Consider the following 23,166-nt stretch of genomic DNA (forward strand, 5'->3'; position numbering starts at 1 on the left):
AGCCGTCAGGCCCCCGGCGCTGCGGGGACGACGTCCGGGACGTGGCCGGGTCCGGCCACCGCCGGGCGGGGCCGGTCCTGCCGGTGCAGGCGCACCGCCACCAGCGCGACGTCGTCCTCAGGACGGCCGTGCACCAGTCGCTCGAGGGCGGCGTCGCACAGCGACCCCAACGGCAGGTGGGCGAGGTCGGCCAGCGCCTCCCGCAGCCGGTCCAGGCCCACGTCCAGCCCGATGGGGCCCTCGGGCCCACGCTGCTCGATCAGCCCATCGGTGTAGAGGAACACCGTCGTGTCGCGGTCGAGCTCCGTCACGTGCTCGACGCGCCTCGTGGCCGAGTCCACGCCCAGCAGCAGGTCGGCCCGCCGGCTGTCCAGGGTGGTCACCCGGCCCTCGACGTCCAGCAGCAGCGGCGGCGGGTGCCCGGCGCTGGACCAGCGCATCCGGGTGACGCCGCGCTCGCGTTCCTCGTCGGTCTGCTCGAAGCGGGCGATGGCGGCGGTGGCGATCGTGCCGACGGCCAGCACGTCCATCGCGCGGTCCAGCCCGGAGAGCACCTCGGCCGGTCCCGCGTCGCTGTAGACGGCGATGCCCCGCAGCAGGCTGCGCAACTGGCCCATCGCCGCCGCTGCCTCGATGTCGTGCCCGGCCACGTCGCCGATCACGACCATCGTGGTGCCCCCGGGCTGGATGAACGCGTCGTACCAGTCCCCACCCACCCGGGCGGCCTGCACGGCGGGCAGGTACCGGACCACGACCTCGCTGTGGTCGGGCTGCGGTGGTTCGGTGAGCAGGCTGCGCTGCAGGTGCTCGGCGACCTGGCGCTGCTGGGTGAACAGGCGCGCGTTGTCCAGGGCCGTGCCGGCCCGGGCCGCGACATCGGTGACGGTGCGCAGCTCCCGGGGGGTCCACGGGGTGGAGCCGACGTCCCGGAAGAGGCTGAGCAGACCCACGGTGCGGCCACCGGCCAGCAGCGGGACGGCGGCGACGCCGCCGGGCCGCAGGGCGGCCAGCAGCTGCTGCGCCTGCGGGGTGACCACCAGCGCCGCGGCGAACGAGTCGACCTGGTCGGCCCGGCCGCCGCCGAGGAGCACCGGCCGCCCGCTGCGGATCGCCCGGCGTGCCGGCGAGTCCGCGGCCAGGGCGCCGGTCCGGGACTCGGCGTAGACCTCGGCGGCGTGCTGCATCTCAGGGCGCCGGTGCACCACGGCGAGGTCGTCCAGGGCGCCGCTGGCTGCGTCGTACGTGCTGACGATGACCCAGTCGGCGAGCCGGGGGACGACCAGCCGGGCCAGCCGGCGGACGCCCTCGCCGACGTCGAGGGTGGTGCTCAGTGCGGCCGACGTCTCGGTGAGCAGGTCCAGCAGCTCCACCGCCGGGGCGTCGTCGGCTGTCGCCGGGGAAGGCGTGGGTGCCCCTGCGCGGCGTCGCTCGGCGGTGATGTCGTGGAACTCGACGTCCATGCCGTCGGCGGCCGGGCGCACCGACATCCGGTACCAGCGGTCGTGCGGTGGGTAGTACTGCTCGAAGTCCACCGGCTCCCGGGTGTCCATCGTGTGCCGGTAGGCCCGCTCCACGTCGGTGCCCAGGGTCAGCGGGTGGATCTCCCACTGCGTGCGGCCGAGGAGGTCCTCCCGCCGTTCCTGCAGCAGCGTCTCGGCGGCTCGGTTGACGTACACCCAGCGGAAGTCGCGGTCCATGCAGACCAGCGGGATCGCGACCGACTCCGCCCAGGCGCCGGCGCGGCGCGCGTCAGGGAGAGGGTGGGCACGGGGCCGGTCCTGCACGGGGTTCCTCCGGCTCAGCGGGGAGAGCCCGCCGCTGCTCGGATCAGGCACCACAGATCCCATCACACACCACGGACCGGGACGACGGACCTCGGCCCCTCGCGTTCGTGGGGTGCGTCAGGCTCGGGTACGGGCGGTCGCCCGGGTGGCATCGTCGAAGGGCGGGTGTGCAGCGGGGTCGGTCAGCCAGGTCGCCAGCTGGGCCAGTTCGTCGCGCTGGGCGGCCACGAAGGCCGCGTCCACCACCCCGCCGTGCCCGGGGACGACCGGCCCGCGCACCAATTCGAGCAGCGCCGTGACCGTCTGCGCCCACTCCAGCGGGTAGGCGTCCTCCATCGCCGGTGGCGACCCGTCCTCGACCAGGTCCCCGGCGAAGAGGACGTCGTCCACGGTGACCACCAGGTCCGCGCCGGTGTGCCCGCGCCCGAGGTGGCGCAGCGTCACGGTGCGGCCACCCACGTCCAGCCGGGCGAGGTCGTCGACCAGGCGGTCGGGCGGGTCGATCGGTACGGTGGCGACCAGTTCGGCGGCGGGGTCGCCGTCCTCCCGGAGACCGGTGACCACCGAGGCGCGCTGCTGCTCACCGGTCGCCTCGAGCTCCTCGGCGCAGCGGCGGTGCCCCCAGACGGCGGCCGGCCGGAACGCCGCGTTGCCGAAGCAGTGGTCGTAGTGGGCATGGGTGTTGACGACGGTCCAGGGGTGCGGGGTGACGGTCCGGACCGCCTCGGCCAGGGCCCGGCCCTCACCGAGGTGGGAGCGGGTGTCGATGACCAGGCAGCCGCCGTCGCCGACGACCAGCCCGCAGTTGAGGTCGAGCTCGCGGTGCCGGCGGACGAACACCCGGTCGCCGATCTCCCGCCAGCCGGCGGTCACCAGCAGATCCGCATCGGCCGGCCGCGGGAGTCCGTCGTCCCGTCGCCCACCCGCTCGGCGGTGCCGGCGGCCAGCCGCTGGGCCGACCAGGCAGCGGCGCAGGCGTCCAGCGCATCGACGAGCGGGACGCCGGCCGGTGCCCCGGCCAGTGCCTCCTCCACGTCCATGACGGCGCGCAGGGCCTGCAGTCGCTGCACCGTGCCGCGGGCGGTGCCCTTGCGGTCGGTGACCCCGCCGAGCCCGAGCCGGAACGCCAGCTCGGGGTGCACCTCGACCACCCGGTCGGTCGGGGGCTGACCGAGGACGTCGTCCAGGGCGCGGATGGAGCGGACGAGCATGAACGCCTGGGCCGACGGCGCACGCGGTGGATCGGTGGCCGCGCGGGAGATGGCCCGGGCCTCGGCGTAGTCGTCGGTGGCCAGCACCGCCCGCACCGGGGTGGGGAAGACCGAGCTGGCCGCGCCGGTGGGGCGCAGGAGCCCTGCGGCCGCGACGTCGCAGGCCCGGACGCCGTCCTCCGACAGCCCGATCGGCATGTCGATGGCGACCACCTCGACGTCCGGCACCGCCAGCACCGCCGCCGCGTCGTCCAGCGCCCGCAGCTCCACCGTGCGCCCGTCGAGCAGCGCACCGACCCACTTCCCGCGCCAGCCGTCCACTCCGAGCACCGCCACCGGGCCAGCCTGCCAGGAGTCGGTGAGAAGATCGGCACATGCGCGTCTTCCTCGGCACGGACCACGCCGGCCTCGAACTGAAGTCCCACCTGATGCAGGTGCTCGCCGACGAGGGCTTCGAGCCGGTCGACTGCGGGGCCTTCGACTACGACCCGCAGGACGACTACCCGCCGTTCTGCTTCGAGGTGGGGGAGCGGGTCGTCACCGAGCCGGGCAGTCTCGGCATCGTCATCGGCGGCTCGGGCAACGGCGAGCAGATCGCCGCGAACAAGGTGCCCGGGGTGCGCGCGGCGCTGATCTGGAACGAGAGCACCGCCCAGCTGGCCCGCCAGCACAACGACGCCAACGTCGCCGCCGTGGGCAACCGGCAGCACAGCGTGGAGGAGGCCACCGCGCTGGTGCTGACCTACCTCCGCGAGCCGTTCAGCGGCGAGGAGCGGCACTCCCGCCGGATCGGTCTGCTCACCGAGTACGAGCAGAACCGGCAGCGTCCGGCCGGCGGGCTGCCCACCCGCAACCCGTGAGCCGGACCCGGTGACCGGGGACGACCTGCGTGCCGCGGTCGCCGCGGTCCAGCAGGTGTTCGCCCGGGTGCCCGACGGTGCGGCGGCGGTGCCGACACTGGGCACCGACGTCGTCGGCGTCGCCGCGCACATCACCTCCTGCCTGACCTGGTACGCCCAGGACCTGGTCGCCGGGCCGGTGGAGGTGAGCGCCTTCGACGTGGTCCGCCGGCCCGACGCCGACCTCGCCGAGATCTGCCTGCAGCTGGCTGCGGCGACCGAGGTGCTGGCCCGGGTGGTCGACGCGGCCGGCCCGGCCGAGCGGGGCGCGCACGACTGGGGTCTGGCCGACGCCTCGGGCTTCGCCGGGATGGGCTGCGCGGAGCTGCTGCTGCACACCGGTGACGTCGCGGCGGACCGTGAGCTGGACTGGACCCCGCCGTCCCGGCTGGCCGAGGCGACCCGGGCACGGCTCTTCCCGTGGGCGCCGGCCGACGCCGATCCGTGGGCGGCGCTGCTGTGGGCCACCGGCCGTGGCGAGCTGCCCGGCCGGGAGCCGGTCACCTCCTGGCGCTGGCACTGCGCCCCACTGTCGGAGTGGGACGGCACCCAGCCCGCCTGAGGACGACCCCCACTGGCGAGTTCGCGGCGACACCCTGCAGCGGGTCCGTCAGAAGGAGTCGGGGCACCAGGGGGCGACCGGCCAGCCGAACGCCGTCGACGCCTGGGTCACCGCACCGGGGCTGATCTCGGTCACCCGGCCGGCGGCCTGCAGCGAGGCGAGTGAGACGCCGCCCAGGTAGGCCGCAGCCAGCGCTTCGACGTCCAGGACCAGGTCCGGGTCGCGGTCGGTGCGGTCACTGTAAGCACCGGCCGGGTGTCCCCAGACGTGCCAGCGCCCGTCGTTCCAGTCACAGGACCGATCGCGCACCTCGAAGACCATGTCCAGCGGGGCCGGGTACCGGCGGGCGGACAGCGCAGCGCCCACGTCGACCAGCCGCACCCAGAGCGTGTCGACCGGGCGGGCGTGCCAGGCCCGGCCGTCGACCAGCAGGTGCGGCAGCGCATCGTCGGCGGGGCCCTGCGGGTACTCGATCGTGCGCATCAGGTCGTGCGCGAGCAGGAAGCGCCACAGCGCGGCGTACGCGGTCGGGCTGCTGGCCCGGACCTCCTCGACGGTCAACGTGCCGTCGGGTTCGCTGGTGTCGGTCCAGGTGGCCCGCAGCCGGTAGCTGGCGAACCCGGTGACCGTCCCGTCGGCCTCGGTGTGCAGCGCCAGCTGGCGGGGCGGACCGCCGGCGGCGAGCTCGGCGGAGTCGTGCAGCCGTCGCTCCCACCACCGGTCGTCGCGGGCCATGTTCCCCGGCACGAACCGGCGCACCCGCTCGTGCAGCGCCGTGGCCGCCGGGCGGAACTCCTCGACCTCGACCAGCCGCACGGTGCCGGTGCCGCAGTCGACGTCCGGCCGCAGGTGCAGCCGCTCGGTCGACCCGGTCCAGCCGCCCCGCGAGGCGACCGGGGCGTACCCGAACCGACCGTAGATCGGCCACTCGGCGGCCCACAGCGCCGCCACCGGCTCGCGGCCGGCCGCGTGCACCTCGCGCAGCTGGCGTCGCATGACCGCCGTCAGCACCCCGCGTCGCCGGTGGGTGGGGGAGACGGTCACCCAGGTGACGCCGGCGGTCGGCACCACCGCCCCCGGCACGGTCATCTCCAGGCTGTAGATGCCGGCGGTGGCGGCCACCCGCTCGCCGTCGAACAGGGCGAGCGAGCGGTCCAGCTCGGCCGTCGGGGCCGGGGAGTCCATGTAGGGGCCGGCGTGGTCGTGGCCGAAGGTCGTGCGCATGCCGCGGACGAAGCGCGGCCACTCCTCGGCGGTGATCGGGCGGAGCTGGTCGGCGATGTCGGTCACGAGGCGTGTCTACCCGGCGGGACCGACGGTCGGCCATCCAGTTCCGCCGGCAGCCTGTCGGTGGCCGGTGGCACCCTGCCGCCATGGCAGCGACTTCCGACGACGTCCGGACGATCGCTCTGGCCCTGCCGGAGGCCACCGAGCGCCCGGCGTGGGACATGGCCTGCCTGCGGGTACGCGACAAGGTCTTCGCGTCGATGCCGCCGGCGGAGGAGTGGGTGGCGATCCGGCTGGCGCCCGGGGAGAACGCCGAGCTGGCCGCCGAGCGGCCGGGGGTGTTCTCGGTGCCGCACCACTACCGCAACAGCAGCATGGTGGTCGTCCAGCTCGCGGCGGTGGACCGGGCGGAGCTGGCCGAGCTGCTCACCGAGGCGTGGCGGCTGCGGGCACCGGCCCGGCTGCGGGCGGCCTTCGACGCCGCTGCCGGCTGAACCGGCCCGGCCGTGTCCGGGACGCCGACCCGAGCAGCGGGTTTCGCGCCGACGGCGGACGCATCTACTGTCGGGGTGCCCCCGACCGTGTTCGTGCCCGCCCGCCCCGGGACCCCGGCTCCCTGGTGGCCGCGGGCACAGGAAGTAGCCGATGCGCCGCACCGCAGTCCTCCCTCGTCCCGCTCGCGGTCCCGCCGTCCCGGCGCTCGCCCTGGTCACCGCGCTGGTGCTCGCCGGGTGCACCGGCTCGGACGACGGGGACTCCGGCGGCTCGGCCGACTCGGGTGGCTCGGACGACCCCGCCGTCGCCGGGGCCGTGACCACGGCTCCGGATGCGGCGCGCACGCTCGTGCCCGACGCCGACCCGGCGGCCGCCGCAGTCTCGACCAGCCGGGCGCTGTACGAGAGCTCGGACGTGGCCGTCGTCGCCGGTGGCGGCGATGCAGACGCAGAGCTCCTGGGCGCGGTGGCGGCGGTGGGTCTCGGTGTGCCCCTGCTGCTGGGCTCCGACGACCCCGCCGACGTGCTCGGGGCCGAGCTGGACCGCCTCGGCGTGCAGACCGTGCTCGCCGTCGGCGACGACGCCGCCGACCTGGTCCCGGGTGGCTCGGACGACGTGGACGTCGTGGCCGTCCCCGCCGACGCCGAGGCGCTGGCGGAGGCGACCGGCCTGGACCTCGCCGAGCCCACGACCGTGCCGGACGCGGAGCGGGCGACTGCGGTGGCCGGGCTGGCGCCGGACGCGCTGCCGGTCCTGACGGCGGAGGCTCCGCCGGCCCCGGCGAGCCCCACCGAGACGGCGGCGGAAGGCTCGGAGACCGAGTCCGAGGCGTCGGAGACCGAGTCCGAGGCGTCCGAGTCCGAGCCGGCGGAGCCGACGGGGGAGCTGCCCGAGGTGCAGCGCCCCGAGCCGCTGGAGGACGTGGTGGTCCTCGCGAGCGGGGACGCGCAGTCGCTGGCGGGGATCGCGACGGCCCGGGCCGCCGGTGCCGAGGTGCTGCTCACCGGCGGGGTGGTCGATCCGCGTGTGTCGGCGGAGGTCGTCGAGCGTCTCGCCGCCGAGCCCACGGTCGTCGTGCTGGGTGCTGACCTGGCCGGGGCGCCGGGGATCGAGTGGAAGCTGGACACCGTGGCCACCGGCACGCAGCTGCCCGGCGGTGGTCAGCTGCTGTTCCCCGAGCACACGCTGATCGCCCTCTACGGCGTCCCCGGCAGCGGTGCCCTGGGCCTGCTGGGCGAGCAGGACCTGCCCGGTGCCATCGCGCGGGCACAGCAGTACGCCGACGAGTACCGGCCGCTGGTGGACAACACCGTCGTCCCGACGTTCGAGATCATCGCCACGGTGGCCTCGGCCTCGGCCGGCCCGGACGGCAACTACTCCGCCGAGCAGGACGTCGAGACGCTGCGCCCCTGGGTCGAGGCCGCCGGTGAGGCCGGCCTGTACGTGGTGCTGGACCTGCAGCCGGGCCGCACCGACTTCCTCACCCAGGCCAAGCAGTACCAGTCGCTGCTCGAGCTGCCCTACGTCGGCCTGGCGCTGGACCCGGAGTGGCGGCTGAAGCCGGGTGAGGTGCACCTGCGCCAGATCGGCCAGGTGGACATCGACGAGGTCAACCAGGTGGTGACCTGGCTGGCCGACCTGGTCCGGGAGAACGCCCTGCCGCAGAAGCTGCTGGTGCTGCACCAGTTCCAGGTGCGGATGATCGTCGACCGCGAGCGGCTGGACACCTCCCGCGACGAGCTGGCGATCCTGGTGCACGTCGACGGCCAGGGCTCGCAGCCGGCCAAGCAGACCACCTGGGAGGTGCTGCACCGCGGCGCCCCGGAGCCGCTGTACTGGGGTTGGAAGAACTTCATCGACGAGGACGAGCCGATGATCTCCCCCCAGGAGACCATCGATACGGTGCAGCCGACCCCGGAACTGGTCACCTACCAGTAGCCCGACTCCTTCACTCTGTCGTAGCCCTCGGGCAGGATCGGCCGGGACGTCGCAGCGCGCCTCGTCCGGGGCCCACCAGGCGACGACGGAGAGCAGGAGTGCTTGCGATGACCGGTGTCGTCACCGAGCGGCCGGGCGCTAGCCCGGCCGCCGCGCTGGAGCCGCGGCTGGCCGAGCACCGGCGCGAGCTCACCGGGTACTGCTACCGGATGCTCGGGTCGTCCTTCGACGCGGAGGACGCGGTCCAGGAGACGATGGTCCGGGCCTGGCGGTCGCTGGACCGGCTGCAGGGCAGCGGTGCACTGCGCTCCTGGCTGTACCGGATCGCCACCAACGTCTGTCTCGACGCCCTCGACGGCCGCAAGCGCCGGGCGCTCCCGGTCGACCTGTCCGACGAGTCCTCGGCCCCCGTGCCGGCGTCGTTGGCCGGGGTGCTGGCCGACGGCGCGTGGGTCGAGCCGGCGCTGGACCGCAACGTCCTCCCCGTCGGGGGCGACCCGGCCGACATCGCCGTGCAGAAGGAGTCGGTGCGGCTGGCCTTCGTCGCCGCGCTGCAGCTGCTGCCGCCGCGGCAGCGGGCCGTGCTGATCCTGCGGGACGTGCTGCGCTGGAAGGCCGACGAGGTGGCGGCGCTGCTCGAGACCTCCGTCGCGGCCGCCAACAGTGCGCTGCAGCGTGCCCGCGCCACGCTCGCCGCGGCCCAGGCCCAGGAGAAGGCACCCGACCGGGACGTCGCCGCCCCGGACGCCGAGCTGCTGGCCCGCTACCTGGACGCCTTCCTGTGCTACGACATCGAGGCCCTCGTCGCCCTCCTGCACGAGGACGCCGTGATGGACATGCCGCCCTACGCGATGTGGCTGCGCAGCGCCGCGGACATCGGCACCTGGTTCGCCGGCCCCGGCGCGGAGTGCCGCGGCTCGCACGTGGTGCCGCTGGAGCTCAACGGGAACCCGGCCTTCGCGCAGTGGCGGCCCAACGGGCCGGACGGCGCGCACCGGCCGTGGGCCGTGCACGCGCTGACCATGGCCGACGGGCGGATCACCCGGATGACGGCGTTCCTCGACACCCGGTTGTTCGACCTCTTCGGCCTGCCGCACGACCCGGCCGTCGCCGACCGGTGAACCCGGCGGACGACGTCGTCCTCGTGGTCGACGAGGACTGAGCGGATGGGCCGGCTCCGGTACGCGGTGACCTGCTGCGACGGCGCGCCACCAGCTCAGCGGTCCGGGTCTCCGGGGCGGACCAGCCCGTTCTCGTAGCCGTAGACCACTGCCTGCACACGGTCGCGGAGGTGCAGTTTCTGCAGCACCCGGCTCACGTGGCTCTTGGTCGTCTGCTCGGCGATGAACAGCTCTGCGGCGATCTCGGCGTTGGAATGCCCGCCCGCCATCAGGGTCAGGACCTCCCGCTCCCGCTCGGTCAGCCCGTTCATCGCCGGGTCGGGCGGTCGGGCGGTGATGCGGGCGTCGACGAACTGCTCGATCAGCCGGCGGGTCACCCCCGGCGCCAGGAGGGCCTCACCGCCGGCGACCACGCGGATCGCTCGCAGGACCTCCTCGGGTTCGCTGTCCTTGAGCAGGAAGCCGCTGGCGCCGGCCTGGAGCGCGGCGTAGACGTAGTCGTCGAGGTCGAAGGTGGTCAGCACCACGACCCGCGGCCGGTGGCTGTTCGGCTGGTCTGCGGCGAGCATGCGCCGCGTCGCCTCGAGCCCGTCGAGGACGGGCATCCGCACGTCCATCAGCACGACGTCGGGGCGCAGGCTCCGGGCCGCCGCGAGCGCCCGTTCCCCGTTCTCCGCCTCGCCGACGACGGTCATGTCCTCCTGGGCGTCGACGACGGAGCGGATGCCCAGCCGGATCATCGACTGGTCGTCGACGACGAGCACGCGGATCACGGAGCAGCCCCTGGTCCGGCCGCCACGCCGTGGTCGGGCAGGTCGGTCGCGACGGGGACCTCCGCCGCCAGCGGCAGGTGGGCGTCCACCTGCCATCCGCCACCGGGTACGGGGCCCGCGCTCGACCAGCCCCCCAGCAGCGCTGCGCGTTCGCGGATGCCGATCAGCCCGTGGCGAGCCCGGGTGGGGTCGCGGAGGTCCATGCCCGGACCGGGCGGAGCGACCGGGGAGGCGGTCGGTGGGTTGGTGACCGTCAGCTCGATCGCGTGTCCCTCCGGTGCGAGCCGGACGTCGACCGTCGCCGACGCACCCGGGGCATGCCGGACGACGTTGCTCAGCGCCTCCTGGACCACCCGGTACGCCGCCGCCTGCACGATCTCCGGGACCTCCCGGGTCGCCAACGCCGGGTCCACTGTCAGCCGGCCCGCCGTTCCGCCGCGCGCCGTCCCGGCGATCAGCTCGGGCAGGTCGGCCAGTGTCGCGGTCGGCGTGACCGGGGCGTTCGCCCCGTCGTCCCGCAGCACGCCGAGCAGCTGGCGCATCTCCGCCATGGCGGCCTTGGCCGAACCCGCGATCTGCTGCAGCTCGGCGGCCGCCTCCGGGCCCAGGTCGGGGAGCCGGAAGCGTGCGGTGCTGGCCTGCATGTGCACGACCGACATCGTGTGCGCCACCACGTCGTGCAGCTCCCGGGCGATCCGGGTGCGCTCCTCCACCAGTGCCCGCCGGGCCTGCTCGACCGCCACGTCCCGCTGGGCCGCCGACAGCTCGCCGGCCAGCCGGGACCGCTGCTGCCACACCGACCCGGCCACCAGCACGAGCAGGGCGCTGGCCGCGTAGACCGCGACGGTGATGTCGCCGGCGGTCTCGCTGCCCCACTCCACCACCTGGGCGGCCATCAGGAGGGCGAGGCCCAGGAGCGAGGCTCCCCAGACCAGGGCAGCGAGCCGCCAGCCGCGGGAGACCGCCAGCAGCCCGACGTGCGCCACGAGGAGCAGGACACCGGGGACGGTGAGCGGCCAGGCCTGCCCGTCGACGGGGTCGAGCGCCAGGGCGGTGGCCGCCGCCGCCACGAACTGGACGGCGGTGGCGAGCAGTGGACGGCGCAACGCCAGCGGGAGCGCGAGGCCCTGCGGCAGGTGGATCAGCAGCGCGGCGGTGAACGGCAGCCCGTAGATGCCCGTGGTGGTCGGCATCTGCAGGAGGACCAGCAGGATCCCGGCGATCGCCGTGCCGGCCGTCCAGGACCTCGCCGGGGCACGGTCGTCCGGCCGGGTCACCGCCATCCGTCCTCCACCTGCCACTTCTCCGCCGTCCGGACGGGCACCCGCCCGCCGGCGATCCCTCCCGCGGGCTCGCCTGCATGCACGCTAGAGCGTCGCGCAGGGACCGTCGTCCCTCTCCCGAGCGGGGGGACCCCCTACCGCGGTACGGGTCCGCGCCCCTGGTGCAGCCACCGCGGAGCCATGCCGAACAGCTCCGCAGGCCGACGACCACGGCGTCCACGCCGTCCTAGCTTCTCCTCGCCGCCGGACGGTCCGGCGGTTGATCCGCCCCGTCGCCCGGGGCGGGTCGGGAGGGAGCAGCGACCAGGTGCAGCCCTATCTCGTCCTGGCGCTGCTGATGCTGCTGGAGGGACCGGCCACCACGGTGGCGGCCGGTTCGATGGTCGGCGCCGGTGTGCTGGCGCTGCTGCCCGTGTGGCTGCTGGCCGTCTCCGCCGACGTCGTCGGCGACAGCCTGCTGTTCGTCCTCGGCCGGAGCGGGCGGCACGGGCGCATGCTCCCGCTGCTCGCGCGGCTCGGTGTCTCCGGAGCCCGCGCCGCGCGGCTCCGGAAGGACGTGCGTCGACGCCTCCCTCGCGTGGTGGTCGGCGCAAAGCTGGTCGACATCGGCGCCGTCCCGGCGTTCCTGGCTGCCGGTCTGGCCGGCGTCCCCTACCGCCGCTTCGTCGGCTGGGTCGCGTTCACCAGCTCCGCGCGAGCGGCCGTGCTGGTCGCCCTCGGCCTGCTGGCGGGTCCGCACATCTCGGGGATCGCCAGCTCGCCCTGGGCCTTCGTCTCGCTCAGCGCGGCCCTCGGTGTCGGTGTGCTCGCCGTCTCGTTCGTCGCCAAGAGGTTGTTCTCCCTACGGACTCGAGGAGTTCCCCAGTGAAGATCCTGATCGCCGCCGACACCTATGCGCCCGACGTCAACGGCGCGTCCTACTTCGCCCAACGGCTGGCCGCCGGCCTGGCCACCGAGCACGAGGTGCACGTGCTCGCCCCGTCCCGGAGCCATCACAGCACCTCCGCGCAGGCCACCGGAGGCGTCACCGAGCACCGGGTGCGTTCCCTGCCGGTGCTCGTCCGCCGCGGCTTCCGGATCTGCCCGCCCGCCGGGTTGCAACGCCGCGTCCGAGCAGTGCTCCGGACGGTGCGACCGGACGTGGTGCACGTCCAGAGCCACTTCCTGGTGGGACGGGCGGTGCTCCGTGCGGCGCGCGCGCTGGGCATCCCCGTGGTCGCCACCAACCACTTCATGCCGGAGAACCTGCTGCACTACGTGCCCGGTGGCGCCGCCGTCCGGCGCCGGGCGCACCAGTGGGCGTGGCGGGACGCCGCCGGCGTGCTCGCCCTCGCCGACGTGGTCACCAGCCCCACGCCGTTCGCCGCGGCGTTGGCCGAGTCGGCCGGCGTCCCCGGGCCGGTGCTGCCGATCTCCTGCGGGCTGGACCTGGACCGCTTCGCCCCCGGGCGCGACGGTGCCCGGTTCCGCCGCAGGTACGGACTGCCCTCCGTCCCGGTCCTGGCCTCCGTCGGCCGGCTGGACCCGGAGAAGAACGTGCACGAGCTCATCGAGGCGCTCGCCCTGGTCCGGGCGCGGTCGGACCTCCACCTGCTCGTCGTCGGGGACGGTTCGGAGCGCACCAGGCTCGAGGCGCTGGCCGCCGAGCGGGGCGTGGCGGGTGCGGTGACCTTCACCGGCGTCCTGAGCGACGCCGAGCTGCCCGAGGCCTACGCGGCCGCGGACTTCTTCGGCATGGCCGGCACCGCCGAGCTGCAGAGCCTGGTGACCTTGGAGGCGATGGCCACCGGGCTGCCGGTGCTGGGCGTCGACGCCGGTGCGCTGCCGCACCTGGTGCACCACGGGCGGACCGGCTGGCTCTACCGGCACGGCGATGTCGAGGAGCTCGCCGAGCGGCTGACCGCCCTGCTGGACGACCCGGCGTCCGCCCGGCGGATGGGCCGGCGCGCCCGGGCCGTCGCCGCAGAGCACGACCTGGGCGCCACGCTCAGCGCGTTCGTCGGCCTCTACGACGCCTGCCTCCGCTCCCGCAGGGCGGACCAGCCCCGCCGCGATGTCCTGGTGCCGACATGACCGCGCTCTCGGCGCCGCCGCGACCCGGGCCGGCGACGGCCGTCGCGGCGGACGTGCGGTCCGCGCCGTGGTTGCCGGTCGTCCTGCTCGGGGTGGCCGTCGCCGTCCTGGCCGGGATCGGCACCGACGTCGTCGGCGGCGACATTCTCGACGGCATGCTCAGCGACGCCGTGCACCGGCCCGCCGGCGGCTGGTGGCTCGCGGGGTGCATGGTGGGGCTGGAGATCGCGGCGGCCGGTACGGCCCTCGGGGTGCACCGCCGCCTCCCGGCCGGTGCCGTGCGGACCGCGGCGCTCGGCCTGCTGGCCCTGTGGTCGGTCGGCCTCGCCGCGGTGGCCGCGTTCCCCACCGACCTGCCCGGGCTCGACACGACGGCGTGGGGACGGGTGCACCAGGTGGCGGCCGCCGTGGCGATGGTGGTGCCGCCGGTCGTCGGGCTCCTGGTCGCGGCCACCTGTTCGCCCCCGGCTCGCCGCGCCCTGCGCGGTGCGGCGGTCGGCCTCGGCGGGCTGGGCACGTCCTTCCTGGCCCTGCACGTCCCCGTCGTGTTCGCGGGCGCCGATCCGATGCCGGGCATCGGGCTGGTCGAGCGGCTGCTGCTGGCCGGCACGGCGGCCACGGCGGTGCTCGTCGCCGCGGGCCTGGCCGGTGTCGAGGATTCGCCGCCCTCTGCCGAGGGAGGTCTCCGGTGACCTGGCCGACCGACCTGATGGACACCGTCCTGAGCTCCCCCTGGGTGGACCTGGCCACCGTCTGGAGTGACCCCTGTCAGGCGGACACCTCGTTTCGTGTCAGGCCCCGGACGGGTGCGCCGGGTGCGTGTCGGGCGGCGTTGGCGAGGCCCTGCTGGACGGTGCGGTAGGCCGACAGCCCCAGTGCCGCGGGCACCTCGGGCAGGTGCAGTTCCCACTGCAGGCTGGCGCCGGCGGCCTGCGCCGCGCGCCGCAGGACCTCGAGATCGCGCAGGCCGGGTTGCGGTGCCCGCTCGGCGCCGTCGTCACGCGGGTGCTGGCTCGGGGCAACCTGGTCGGCGCCCGCTGCGTCCACTGGGTTCGTCCAGGTGAGGCCGACAGGGCGAGTGTGGAGCGGGTGACCGGGATCGAACCGGCATGGCCAGCTTGGAAGGCTGGGGCTCTACCATTGAGCTACACCCGCATGCGTACCGCGGCAGCCTAACTCGTGCCCACGCGGCGGTGTCCGCAGGCCGTCGGCCTAGACTCGCCGGTGGCCACGGGGTGTAGCGCAGCTTGGTAGCGCACCTGCTTTGGGAGCAGGGGGCCGCAGGTTCAAATCCTGTCACCCCGACACCGCCGCGAGGTCTGGAAGACTCGCGGGCACGATCGGCCGCCGTCCCCACGGAGGCCGCGCCCACCCCCGTCGTACCTGAGGAGCACGCCGCTGTGAAGAGCACCATCGAGAACCTGGGCCCGACCCGGGTCCGGCTCGCGATCGAGGTGCCGTGGAGCGACCTGGACCACGCCTTCGGTGAGGTCTACAAGGAGCTGGGCAAGCAGGTGCGCGTTCCCGGCTTCCGCCCCGGCAAGGTCCCCAACCGGGTCCTCGACCAGCGCATCGGCCGCCCGGTCGTGCTCGAGCAGGTCGTCCAGCACGCCGTTCCGGAGGTCTACTCCGAGGCGATCCGGGAGAACCAGGTCCGCGTCATCAGCCAGCCCGACGTCGAGGTCACCCGCCTCGACGACGGCGAGGCCCTCGCCTTCACCGCCGAGGTCGACGTCGCCCCCACCCTCGAGCTGCCCCCGCTGGACTCCCTGGCGGTGACCGTCGACGACGTCGAGGTCACCGACGAGGAGATCGACCAGCAGGTCACGATGATGCGGGAGCGCTTCTCCACCCTCTCCGGTGTCGAGCGCGCGGCCGAGGACGGCGACTTCGTCTCCATCGACCTGGAGGCCACGCTCAACGGTGAGGTGCTCGAGGACGGCAGCACCACCGGCATGTCCTACGAGGTCGGCTCGGGCAACCTGATGCAGGGCCTGGACGAGGCCGTGCGCGGGCTGTCCGCCGACGAGAGCGCCACCTTCTCCACGGCCCTCCTCGCCGGCGACCAGGCCGGTGAGATGGCCGACGTGACCGTCACCGTCCGGTCGGTCAAGGCCAAGGAGCTGCCGGAGCTGGACGACGAGTTCGCCTCGGTCGCCAGCGAGTTCGACACCCTGGCCGAGCTGCGCGAGGACGTCCGCACCCGGCTGGCCCGCACCAAGGTGCTGCAGCAGGGCGGGCAGGCCCGCGACAAGCTGGTCGAGCACCTGCTCGAGACCATCGAGGTCCCGGTCCCGGAGAAGCTGGTCGAGCAGGAGCTCAGCTGGCGCACCCAGGCCATGGAGCGCGAACTCCAGCAGGCCGGCATGGACTGGGACGCCTACTTCTCGATGGCCGAGGTCGAGAGCCGCGAGGCCTACGACGCCGAGATACGCGAGAACGTCGAGAAGGCGGTCAAGACGCAGTTCGTGCTCGACTCGATCGCCGACGCCCGCGAGGTCACCGTCGACAACGAGGACCTCTCCGCGCAGATCATGGCCCAGGCCCAGCGCAACCGGGTCAGCCCCGAGCAGTACGCCCAGCAGCTCCAGCAGGGCAACAACATCGCCGAGTTCGTCGCCGACGTGCGGCGTACCAAGGCGCTGGCCCAGCTGCTGGAGGAGACGACGATCACCGACGAGTCGGGCAACGTCGTCGACCTGGAGGCGCTGCGTCCCCGCACCGTCGCCGCCGACTCGGCCGACGCCGAGGACGATGCTGCTGAGGCCGCCGAGGACGATGCTGCTGAGGCCGCCGAGGCCGAGTCCGACGCGGTCGAGGAGACCGACACCGAGGAGACGGCCGGCAAGGCCTGACCCACCGCGACACCCTGCGCCGCCCGTACCCCGTTGGGTACGGGCGGCGCTGTCGTTCCGGCGTGCCGTCCGGGTCGTCGCCTCGCAGGTCGGCGCCGGTGCCGCTGCGCCCACGGCGAACACCGGCCCGCGCCGGGAGGAACCGGTCGGGGGTGCGCGTTAGGGTCGACGTGACACTCAGGCACCCCTGAAGGACGACCACACGAGGCCGCATCGACGACCGGCACCGAGGGTCGTCCGCAGCGTCGTCGGTCGCCCCCCGACCACCGGCCAACCCGTTCCACGAGACCGACTGCACCGCAGTCCTACGGAGGTCACCGCACCCGTGAGCAACTCAGACCTGATCACCGCCAGCGCGCCGCTGATGCGCGCCGGCGGCTCGATGATGAACCTCAACGACTCGGTCTACGAGCGCCTGCTGCGTGAGCGGATCATCTTCCTCGGCAGCCAGGTCGACGACGTCATCGCCAACCAGCTCGCCGCGCAGATGCTGCTGCTATCCGCAGAGGACCCCAAGCGCGACATCCACCTCTACATCAACTCGCCCGGCGGCTCCGTCACCGCCGGCATGGCGATCTTCGACACGATGCAGTTCATCGACTGCGACGTCGCCACCTATGCGATGGGCCTGGCCGCCTCGATGGGCCAGTTCCTGCTCACCGCCGGGACCAAGGGGAAGCGCTACTCCCTGCCCCACACGCGGATCCTGATGCACCAGCCCTCGGCCGGCGTCGGCGGCACCGCCTCCGACATCGCCATCCAGGCCGAGCTCTTCCGGAGCACCAAGCACCAGCTCAACGAGCTGCAGGCGCAGTTCACCGGGCAGACGGTCGAGCAGATCGAGAAGGACTCCGACCGCGACCGCTGGTTCACCGCGCAGGAGGCCCTCGAGTACGGCTTCGTCGACCACGTGGTGACCCGCGCAGAGTCCATGACCTCGACCGACAACCCGGTCACCGACGGACCGGAGAAGTGACCATGAGCAGCAGCTTCGAGATGCCCTCCAGCCGGTACATCCTGCCCTCCTTCGTGGAGCGCACGAGCTACGGCATGAAGGAGTCGAACCCGTACAACAAGCTCTTCGAGGAGCGCATCATCTTCCTCGGGGTGCAGGTCGACGACGCCTCGGCCAACGACGTCATGGCCCAGCTGATCACGCTGGAGTCCAACGACCCCGACCGTGACATCACGATGTACATCAACAGCCCCGGTGGCTCGTTCACCGCGCTGACGGCCATCTACGACACGATGATGTTCGTCCGCCCCGACATCCAGACCGTCTGCATGGGCCAGGCCGCCTCCGCGGCCGCCGTCCTGCTGGCTGCCGGGACCAAGGGGAAGCGTCTGGCGCTGCCGTACTCCCGCGTGCTGATCCACCAGCCCTCCGGCGAGGCCGGCGGTCAGGTCACCGACCTGGAGATCCACGCCCGCGAGATCGAGCGGGTGCGGGTGCAGATGGAGAGCATCCTGGCCCGGCACACCGGGCAGAGCCAGGAGCAGGTCCGCAAGGACATCGACCGGGACAAGATCCTCACGGCCCAGGAGGCCATGGAGTACGGGATCGTCGACCAGGTCATCCAGAGCCGCAAGCTCAACGCCCTGCCGGCCTGACGCAGGGATGGGACGGGCCGAGGGCGCGCGTGTCGCGCTCTCGGCCCGTACCGTTCTCCCATCCGGCGTCCCGGTGTCCTCTCGACGACTCAGCCGGGTCGCGGGGGAGGGCCGGGACGGGTGTTACGGGCCGGGCGACCCGGGTGAGTTCCTGCCCGGGAACGTCGGATCAGCCGGGTAGGTTCGGCGAACGCCCGATCCCCGGTCCACGACCGCAGGGGCACCGAACGCCAGCAGGAAGGGCGTCGACGAGGGCATGACACAGCACGAACCAACGGGGCCGCAGCAGCGTCGTCCCATTCGAGGTGGAGGTCAGCCAGGTGGCACGTATCGGTGAGAGCGGCGACCTGCTCAAGTGCTCGTTCTGCGGGAAGAGCCAGAAGCAGGTCAAGAAGCTCATCGCTGGCCCTGGGGTGTACATCTGCGACGAGTGCATCGACCTCTGCAACGAGATCATCGAGGAAGAGCTCTCGGAGTCGTCGGACCTCAAGTTCGACGAGCTGCCCAAGCCCAAGGAGATCCACGACTTCCTCGAGCAGTACGTCATCGGCCAGGAACAGGCCAAGCGCACGCTCGCCGTCGCCGTCTACAACCACTACAAGCGGGTGCAGGCCGGCGGTGACCGTTCCCGCGACGAGGGCGTCGAGCTCGCCAAGTCCAACATCCTGCTGATGGGCCCGACGGGCTGCGGCAAGACGCACCTGGCGCAGACGCTGGCCCGGATGCTCAACGTGCCCTTCGCGATCGCCGACGCCACGGCGCTGACCGAGGCGGGCTACGTCGGCGAGGACGTCGAGAACATCCTGCTGAAGCTGATCCAGGCGGCCGACTATGACGTCAAGCGCGCCGAGACCGGGATCATCTACATCGACGAGGTCGACAAGATCGCCCGCAAGAGCGAGAACCCGTCGATCACCCGGGACGTCTCCGGCGAGGGCGTGCAGCAGGCGCTGCTGAAGATCCTCGAGGGCACGACCGCGTCGGTGCCCCCGCAGGGCGGGCGCAAGCACCCGCACCAGGAGTTCATCCAGATCGACACCACGAACGTGCTGTTCATCGTCGGTGGCGCCTTCGCCGGGCTCGAAGAGGTCATCGAGGCCCGCACCGGCAAGCAGGGCATCGGCTTCGGTGCCGAGGTGCGCGGCAAGGCCGAGGTGGAGAAGGCCAACGCCATCGCCCAGGTCATGCCCGAGGACCTGCTGAAGTTCGGCATGATCCCCGAGTTCATCGGCCGGCTCCCGGTGATCACCACGGTGCAGAAGCTCGACCGCACGGCGCTGATGAACATCCTCACCGAGCCGAAGAACGCCTTGGTGCGCCAGTACCGCCGGCTGTTCGAGCTCGACGGGGTGGAGCTGGAGTTCACCGACGACGCGCTCGAGTCGATCGCCGACCAGGCCATCCTGCGGGGTACCGGTGCCCGTGGGCTGCGGGCGATCCTGGAGGAGGTGCTCCAGTCGGTGATGTACGACATCCCCAGCCGCGAGGACGTCGCCACGGTCGTCATCACCCGCGAGGTCGTGCTGGAGCACGTGAGCCCCACCCTCGTGCCCCGCAAGCCCGCCCGCGCCCCCCGCGAGAAGTCCGCGTAGTCCCAGCACCACCTCCGACGGCCCGTTCCCCAAGAGGGGAGCGGGCCGTCTCTGTATTCCATGACTCGGCGTGCGCAGACTGACAGCTGCGAGCTGCCCGACTGACAGTCCGCGCCCGCCGTCCACAGATGTGCGGCGCGGCCCCGGCGCCCGAGCCGCGAGCGACAGGCTGTTGGGCGTGCGGCACGACGTCGAGGCTCTGGTCGGACCGCGAGGATGGACCACGTGGGCGCAGTTGACGGCGCAGGTGAGCCCGACGACCGTCCGCTCGTGGGTCGCGTGTGGCCGGCTGCTGCGTCTCGGTGGTGGCTGCTATGCGCTACCAGGGTCGACAACCGACTGGCGGGTCCGGGTGGCTGCCGCCGTCCGGTCGCGGGAGGCCGTGGTCAGCCACGCGACCGCCCTGGCGCTCTGGGGCCTCGTCCCGCCGCCCGCCGGGCCTGTCCACGTCACCGTGGCGCCGGGCCGCAGTGGTCGGGGTGCCCCGGGGGTCGTGCTGCACCGGGTGGCTGACGCCGACTGGCACGTGCGGCCGGTCGGCGGGTTGCCGGTGACGTCGGTCGAGCGCTCGGTCGTCGACGCGTGGGCTGATCCCTCCGGTGCCGGGCGCCCCGCTGTCCGCGCAGCAGCGATCACCGCGGTCCGCCGGCGGCTGTGCACGGCGCGACAGTTGACCGATGAGCTGGCTCGGCGTCCCCGGTTGCCCGGGCGAGCTGCCTTGACCGAACTCGTCCGGTTGCTCGCCGACGGGTGCCAGAGCGAGCTTGAGATCTGGGGTTGTCTGCAGGTACTGCGTGGTCCCGGCATGCCGGCGTTCGTCCAACAGCGTCCGATCACGGTGGCGGGGGAGCGGTTCCTCCTCGATGCCGCCTGCGAGGACGTGCTGCTCGCCGTGGAGATGGACGGGGCCGCCTGGCACGGCTCTCGCGAGCAGCGGGAGCGGGACATCCGCCGAGACGCCCTGGTGGCCACGGTCGGGTGGCAGACCCTCCGGTTCAGCTACCGGAGGCTCACGGTCGAGGCCGCCGCCTGCCGCACCGAGATCCTGACTGTTCACACGGCCCGGCGCTGCCTCTTCGGGCTCGACGTCGTGCGCTGAGTGTCAGGTCCAGCCTCGGCACCTGGCACTCAGCGCACATCGGTCAGTCGGTAGGTGTCTCGGCGAGGACTACGTCGACGCGGAGGGGGCCGTCGCCGGCGACCACGGTCAGTTCTGCGATCCGGCCGGCGTCGACCAGGTCACTCCGGGCGGCCTCGACCGCGGCCACCCGAGCTTCGGGCACGGTCACCGTCGTCGTGGCGACGTCGGTGCGCATCGACGTCTTCGCGTCGGACTTCGCCTTGCGGACGAGCGACAGCACCTCGGCGGCCGCCGACACCACCGCCGGGTCGCCACCGGTCGGCAGCTCGGTCGCGGTCGGCCACAGCGCCCGGTGCACCGAGCCGGTCTGCCACCAGGACCAGACCTCTTCGGTGACGAAGGGCAGCACCGGGGCGAGCAGCCGCAGCTGCACGGACAGCGCCAGCGCCAGCGTGGCCTGGGCGGAAGCAGCCGCGGGGCCAGCGCCGTAGGCGCGGGTCTTCACCAGCTCCACGTAGTCGTCGCAGAAGGACCAGAAGAACGACTCGGTGACCTCGAGCGCCCGGGTGTAGTTGTAGGCCTCCATCGCCGAGGTCGCCTCGTCGACCACCTGGGCCAGCGAGGCGAGCAGCCCGCGGTCGATCGGCTCGGTGACCGCCTCGGCCGTCAGGTCGGGGGAGGCGCCCAGCCCCAGCACGAACTTGCCGATGTTGAGCACCTTCATGGCCAGCCGGCGGCCGACCTTCATCTGCGCCTCGTCGAAGGGCGAGTCCGCACCCGGCCGGGCGCCCGCGGCACGCCAGCGCACCGCATCGGTGCCGTAGCGCTCCAGCACGTCGATCGGGGTGGTCGCGTTGCCCTTGGACTTCGACATCTTCTTGCGGTCGGGGTCGACCACGAAGCCGGAGATGGTCGCGTGCGTCCACGGCACCGCGCCGTGCTCGAAGTGCGCCCGGACGACGGTGGAGAACAGCCAGGTGCGGATGATGTCGTGCGCCTGGGGCCGCTGGTCCATCGGGAAGACGTGCGCGAACAGCTCCGGGTCGGTCTCCCAGCCCGAGGCCACCTGCGGCGACAGCGACGAGGTGGCCCAGGTGTCCATGACGTCGGGGTCGGCCATGAACCCGCCGGGCACGCCCCGCTGGTCGGCGGTGAAGCCCTCGGGGACGTCGGAGGACGGGTCGACCGGCAGCGCCGACTCCGGTGCCAGGATCGGCGCGGAGTAGTCGGGCTCGCCCTCGGAGTCCAGTCGGTACCAGACCGGGAACGGCACACCGAAGAAGCGCTGCCGGCTGATCAGCCAGTCGCCGTTGAGCCCCTCGACCCAGTTGTCGTAGCGGTGCCGCATGTGCTCGGGCACCCACTGGATCTCCCGGCCGCGGGCCAGCAGCGCGTCGCGCAGGTCGCCGTCCCGCCCGCCGTTGCGGATGTACCACTGCCGGGTGGTGACGATCTCCAGCGGGCGCTCGCCCTTCTCGAAGAACTTCACCGGGTGCGTGATCGGCTTCGGGTCGCCGACGAGGTCACCGGACTCGCGCAGCAGCTCGACGATCCGCTGCTGCGCGCTGAAGGAGGTCTTGCCGGCCAGCTCGGCGTACACGTCGGCGGGCACGTCGGCCGGCGGGTCGGCGATGAACCGGCCGTCCCAGCCGATGACGGCGCGGGTCGGCAGCTGCAGCTCCCGCCACCAGGTGACGTCGTTCAGGTCGCCGAAGGTGCAGATCATCGCGATGCCCGAGCCCTTGTCCGGCTCGGCCAGCCGGTGCGCCACCACCGGCACCTCGACGCCGAACAGTGGCGTCGTGACGGTCTTCCCGAACAGCGGCTGGTAGCGCTCGTCGTCGGGGTGGGCGACCAGGGCCACGCACGCCGGCAGCAGCTCGGGGCGGGTGGTCTCGATGAAGACCGGGCCCTCGGGGCCGGCGAAGCCGATCCGGTGGTAGGCGCCGGGGCGCTCCCGGTCCTCCAGCTCGGCCTGGGCCACCGCGGTGCGGAAGGTGACGTCCCAGAGGGTCGGCGCCTCCTGGGCGTAGGCCTCACCGCGGGCCAGGTTGTGCAGGAACATCTTCTGCGCGGTGGCCCGCGAGGACTCCGAGATCGTCCGGTAGACGTTGCCCCAGTCGACCGACAGGCCCACCCGGCGCCACAGCTCCTCGAACGCGTCCTCGTCGACGGCGGTGAGCCGCTCGCACAGCTCGACGAAGTTGCGCCGGGAGATGGGCAGCTGGTCCTTGCCCGGCTTCTCCGGCGGGGTGAAGTCCTCGTCGTAGGGGAGCGAGGGGTCGCAGCGCACGCCGTAGTAGTTCTGCACCCGGCGCTCGGTGGGCAGGCCGTTGTCGTCCCAGCCCATCGGGTAGAAGACGTGCTTGCCGCGCATCCGGTGGTAGCGGGCGACGATGTCGGTGTGCGTGTAGCTGAACACGTGGCCCACGTGCAGCGACCCGCTGGCCGTCGGCGGCGGGGTGTCGATCGCGTAGGTCTGCGACCGGGGGGCGGAGAGCGCGGCGTCCCGGTCGAAGGCGTACGTGTCGCCCTCGGCCCAGCGGGCCACCCACTTGTCCTCCAGCCCGTCGATCGAGGGCTTCTCGGGTACGCCGCCGGTGCTCCCCGGGGGAGTGCTGTCCAGGGATCGGGTGTCGGCAACCATGACTGGCATCCTAG

At 73.3% G+C, this 23,166-nt stretch carries 21 protein-coding genes and 2 tRNA genes; 14 read left to right on the plus strand and 9 right to left on the minus strand.

Translation table 11 applies throughout. From position 1 onward, the window contains the following. Positions 1-5: 5 nt before the first annotated feature. Genes O2W53_RS04895 through O2W53_RS04905 form a run of 3 tightly spaced genes read right to left on the minus strand, consistent with a single transcriptional unit; the run spans position 6 to position 3,331 of the window. The gene (locus O2W53_RS04895) at positions 6-1,847 is read right to left on the minus strand and encodes a SpoIIE family protein phosphatase (RefSeq protein WP_442929269.1); all 1,842 of its coding nucleotides are present in this window, start codon (positions 1,845-1,847) and stop codon (positions 6-8) included. 54 nt (positions 1,848-1,901) lie between these two features. Continuing rightward, positions 1,902-2,657, minus strand: coding sequence for an MBL fold metallo-hydrolase (locus tag O2W53_RS04900; RefSeq protein ID WP_269161908.1), 756 nt, complete (start codon positions 2,655-2,657; stop codon positions 1,902-1,904). Then, a complete protein-coding gene (locus tag O2W53_RS04905; RefSeq protein ID WP_269161909.1) occupies positions 2,654-3,331 on the minus strand; it encodes a DUF429 domain-containing protein in 678 nt (225 codons plus the stop codon). The genes O2W53_RS04900 and O2W53_RS04905 overlap by 4 nt, the downstream gene beginning before the upstream one ends. Positions 3,332-3,369: 38 nt before the next feature. On the opposite strand from O2W53_RS04905, the gene O2W53_RS04910 reads away from it, so the two are divergent. Further along, a complete protein-coding gene (locus O2W53_RS04910) occupies positions 3,370-3,855 on the plus strand; it encodes a ribose-5-phosphate isomerase (RefSeq protein WP_269161910.1) in 486 nt (161 codons plus the stop codon). Positions 3,856-3,865: 10 nt separating this feature from the next. Continuing rightward, positions 3,866-4,456: a hypothetical protein gene (locus O2W53_RS04915; RefSeq protein WP_269161911.1), complete on the plus strand. Its 591-nt coding sequence runs from the start codon at positions 3,866-3,868 to the stop codon at positions 4,454-4,456. A 48-nt stretch (positions 4,457-4,504) separates the two neighbouring features. Here the strand turns inward: O2W53_RS04915 and O2W53_RS04920 are convergent, their stop codons facing one another. Then, positions 4,505-5,746 (minus strand): GNAT family N-acetyltransferase, encoded by a 1,242-nt coding sequence (locus O2W53_RS04920; protein WP_269161912.1) that lies wholly within the window; start codon positions 5,744-5,746, stop codon positions 4,505-4,507. Positions 5,747-5,829: 83 nt separating this feature from the next. Between O2W53_RS04920 and O2W53_RS04925 the strand changes: the two genes are divergently transcribed. From O2W53_RS04925 to O2W53_RS04935, 3 genes are all read left to right on the plus strand, one after another. Then, a complete protein-coding gene (locus O2W53_RS04925; protein ID WP_269161913.1) occupies positions 5,830-6,177 on the plus strand; it encodes an MmcQ/YjbR family DNA-binding protein in 348 nt (115 codons plus the stop codon). 151 nt (positions 6,178-6,328) lie between these two features. Next, on the plus strand, positions 6,329-8,116 hold the full coding sequence (locus O2W53_RS04930) for a hypothetical protein (protein WP_269161914.1): 1,788 nt from the start codon (positions 6,329-6,331) through the stop codon (positions 8,114-8,116). Between the two features lie 107 nt (positions 8,117-8,223). Beyond that, entirely contained in the window at positions 8,224-9,237 is a 1,014-nt protein-coding gene (locus O2W53_RS04935) for a sigma-70 family RNA polymerase sigma factor (protein WP_269161915.1), read from the plus strand. A 95-nt stretch (positions 9,238-9,332) separates the two neighbouring features. On the opposite strand, the gene O2W53_RS04940 is transcribed toward O2W53_RS04935, so the two are convergent. After that, positions 9,333-10,010, minus strand: a complete 678-nt coding sequence (locus tag O2W53_RS04940; protein ID WP_269161916.1) for a response regulator — start codon at positions 10,008-10,010, stop codon at positions 9,333-9,335. Beyond that, on the minus strand, positions 10,007-11,293 hold the full coding sequence (locus O2W53_RS04945) for a sensor histidine kinase (RefSeq protein ID WP_269161917.1): 1,287 nt from the start codon (positions 11,291-11,293) through the stop codon (positions 10,007-10,009). The genes O2W53_RS04940 and O2W53_RS04945 overlap by 4 nt, the downstream gene beginning before the upstream one ends. Before the next feature lie 259 nt (positions 11,294-11,552). On the opposite strand from O2W53_RS04945, the gene O2W53_RS04950 reads away from it, so the two are divergent. The 3 genes from O2W53_RS04950 to O2W53_RS04960 are packed head-to-tail and all read left to right on the plus strand — an operon-like array spanning position 11,553 to position 14,058. Then, the gene (locus tag O2W53_RS04950; protein ID WP_269161918.1) at positions 11,553-12,161 is read left to right on the plus strand and encodes a DedA family protein; all 609 of its coding nucleotides are present in this window, start codon (positions 11,553-11,555) and stop codon (positions 12,159-12,161) included. Then, positions 12,158-13,366: a glycosyltransferase gene (locus O2W53_RS04955; protein WP_269161919.1), complete on the plus strand. Its 1,209-nt coding sequence runs from the start codon at positions 12,158-12,160 to the stop codon at positions 13,364-13,366. The genes O2W53_RS04950 and O2W53_RS04955 overlap by 4 nt, the downstream gene beginning before the upstream one ends. Then, a complete protein-coding gene (locus tag O2W53_RS04960; protein ID WP_269161920.1) occupies positions 13,363-14,058 on the plus strand; it encodes a DUF998 domain-containing protein in 696 nt (231 codons plus the stop codon). The genes O2W53_RS04955 and O2W53_RS04960 overlap by 4 nt, the downstream gene beginning before the upstream one ends. Positions 14,059-14,134: 76 nt before the next feature. Here the strand turns inward: O2W53_RS04960 and O2W53_RS04965 are convergent, their stop codons facing one another. After that, entirely contained in the window at positions 14,135-14,413 is a 279-nt protein-coding gene (locus O2W53_RS04965) for a hypothetical protein (protein ID WP_269161921.1), read from the minus strand. Positions 14,414-14,447: 34 nt separating this feature from the next. Continuing rightward, a tRNA-Gly gene (locus O2W53_RS04970) sits at positions 14,448-14,521 on the minus strand. Positions 14,522-14,597: 76 nt separating this feature from the next. Here O2W53_RS04970 and O2W53_RS04975 point away from each other — a divergent pair. From O2W53_RS04975 to O2W53_RS05000, 6 genes are all read left to right on the plus strand, one after another. Beyond that, positions 14,598-14,671 (plus strand) — tRNA-Pro (locus O2W53_RS04975). Positions 14,672-14,766: 95 nt separating this feature from the next. Next, positions 14,767-16,221: a trigger factor gene (gene tig / locus O2W53_RS04980; protein WP_269161922.1), complete on the plus strand. Its 1,455-nt coding sequence runs from the start codon at positions 14,767-14,769 to the stop codon at positions 16,219-16,221. 325 nt (positions 16,222-16,546) lie between these two features. Continuing rightward, positions 16,547-17,197: an ATP-dependent Clp protease proteolytic subunit gene (locus O2W53_RS04985; RefSeq protein WP_442928863.1), complete on the plus strand. Its 651-nt coding sequence runs from the start codon at positions 16,547-16,549 to the stop codon at positions 17,195-17,197. 2 nt (positions 17,198-17,199) lie between these two features. Further along, complete coding sequence (locus tag O2W53_RS04990) at positions 17,200-17,832, plus strand: ATP-dependent Clp protease proteolytic subunit (RefSeq protein WP_036336713.1); 633 nt, start codon at positions 17,200-17,202, stop codon at positions 17,830-17,832. 320 nt (positions 17,833-18,152) lie between these two features. Further along, the gene (gene clpX / locus O2W53_RS04995; RefSeq protein ID WP_269161923.1) at positions 18,153-19,424 is read left to right on the plus strand and encodes an ATP-dependent Clp protease ATP-binding subunit ClpX; all 1,272 of its coding nucleotides are present in this window, start codon (positions 18,153-18,155) and stop codon (positions 19,422-19,424) included. A 718-nt stretch (positions 19,425-20,142) separates the two neighbouring features. Beyond that, positions 20,143-20,523 carry an endonuclease domain-containing protein gene (locus O2W53_RS05000; RefSeq protein ID WP_269161924.1) on the plus strand — a complete coding sequence of 127 codons (381 nt, stop codon included), beginning with the start codon at positions 20,143-20,145 and terminating at the stop codon, positions 20,521-20,523. 43 nt (positions 20,524-20,566) lie between these two features. Here O2W53_RS05000 and valS read toward each other — a convergent pair whose 3' ends face one another. Continuing rightward, positions 20,567-23,152 (minus strand): valine--tRNA ligase, encoded by a 2,586-nt coding sequence (valS, locus tag O2W53_RS05005; protein ID WP_269161925.1) that lies wholly within the window; start codon positions 23,150-23,152, stop codon positions 20,567-20,569. Positions 23,153-23,166 lie beyond the last annotated feature (14 nt).

This window comes from Modestobacter sp. VKM Ac-2978 (assembly GCF_026968025.1).
Lineage (GTDB): Bacteria > Actinomycetota > Actinomycetes > Mycobacteriales > Geodermatophilaceae > Modestobacter.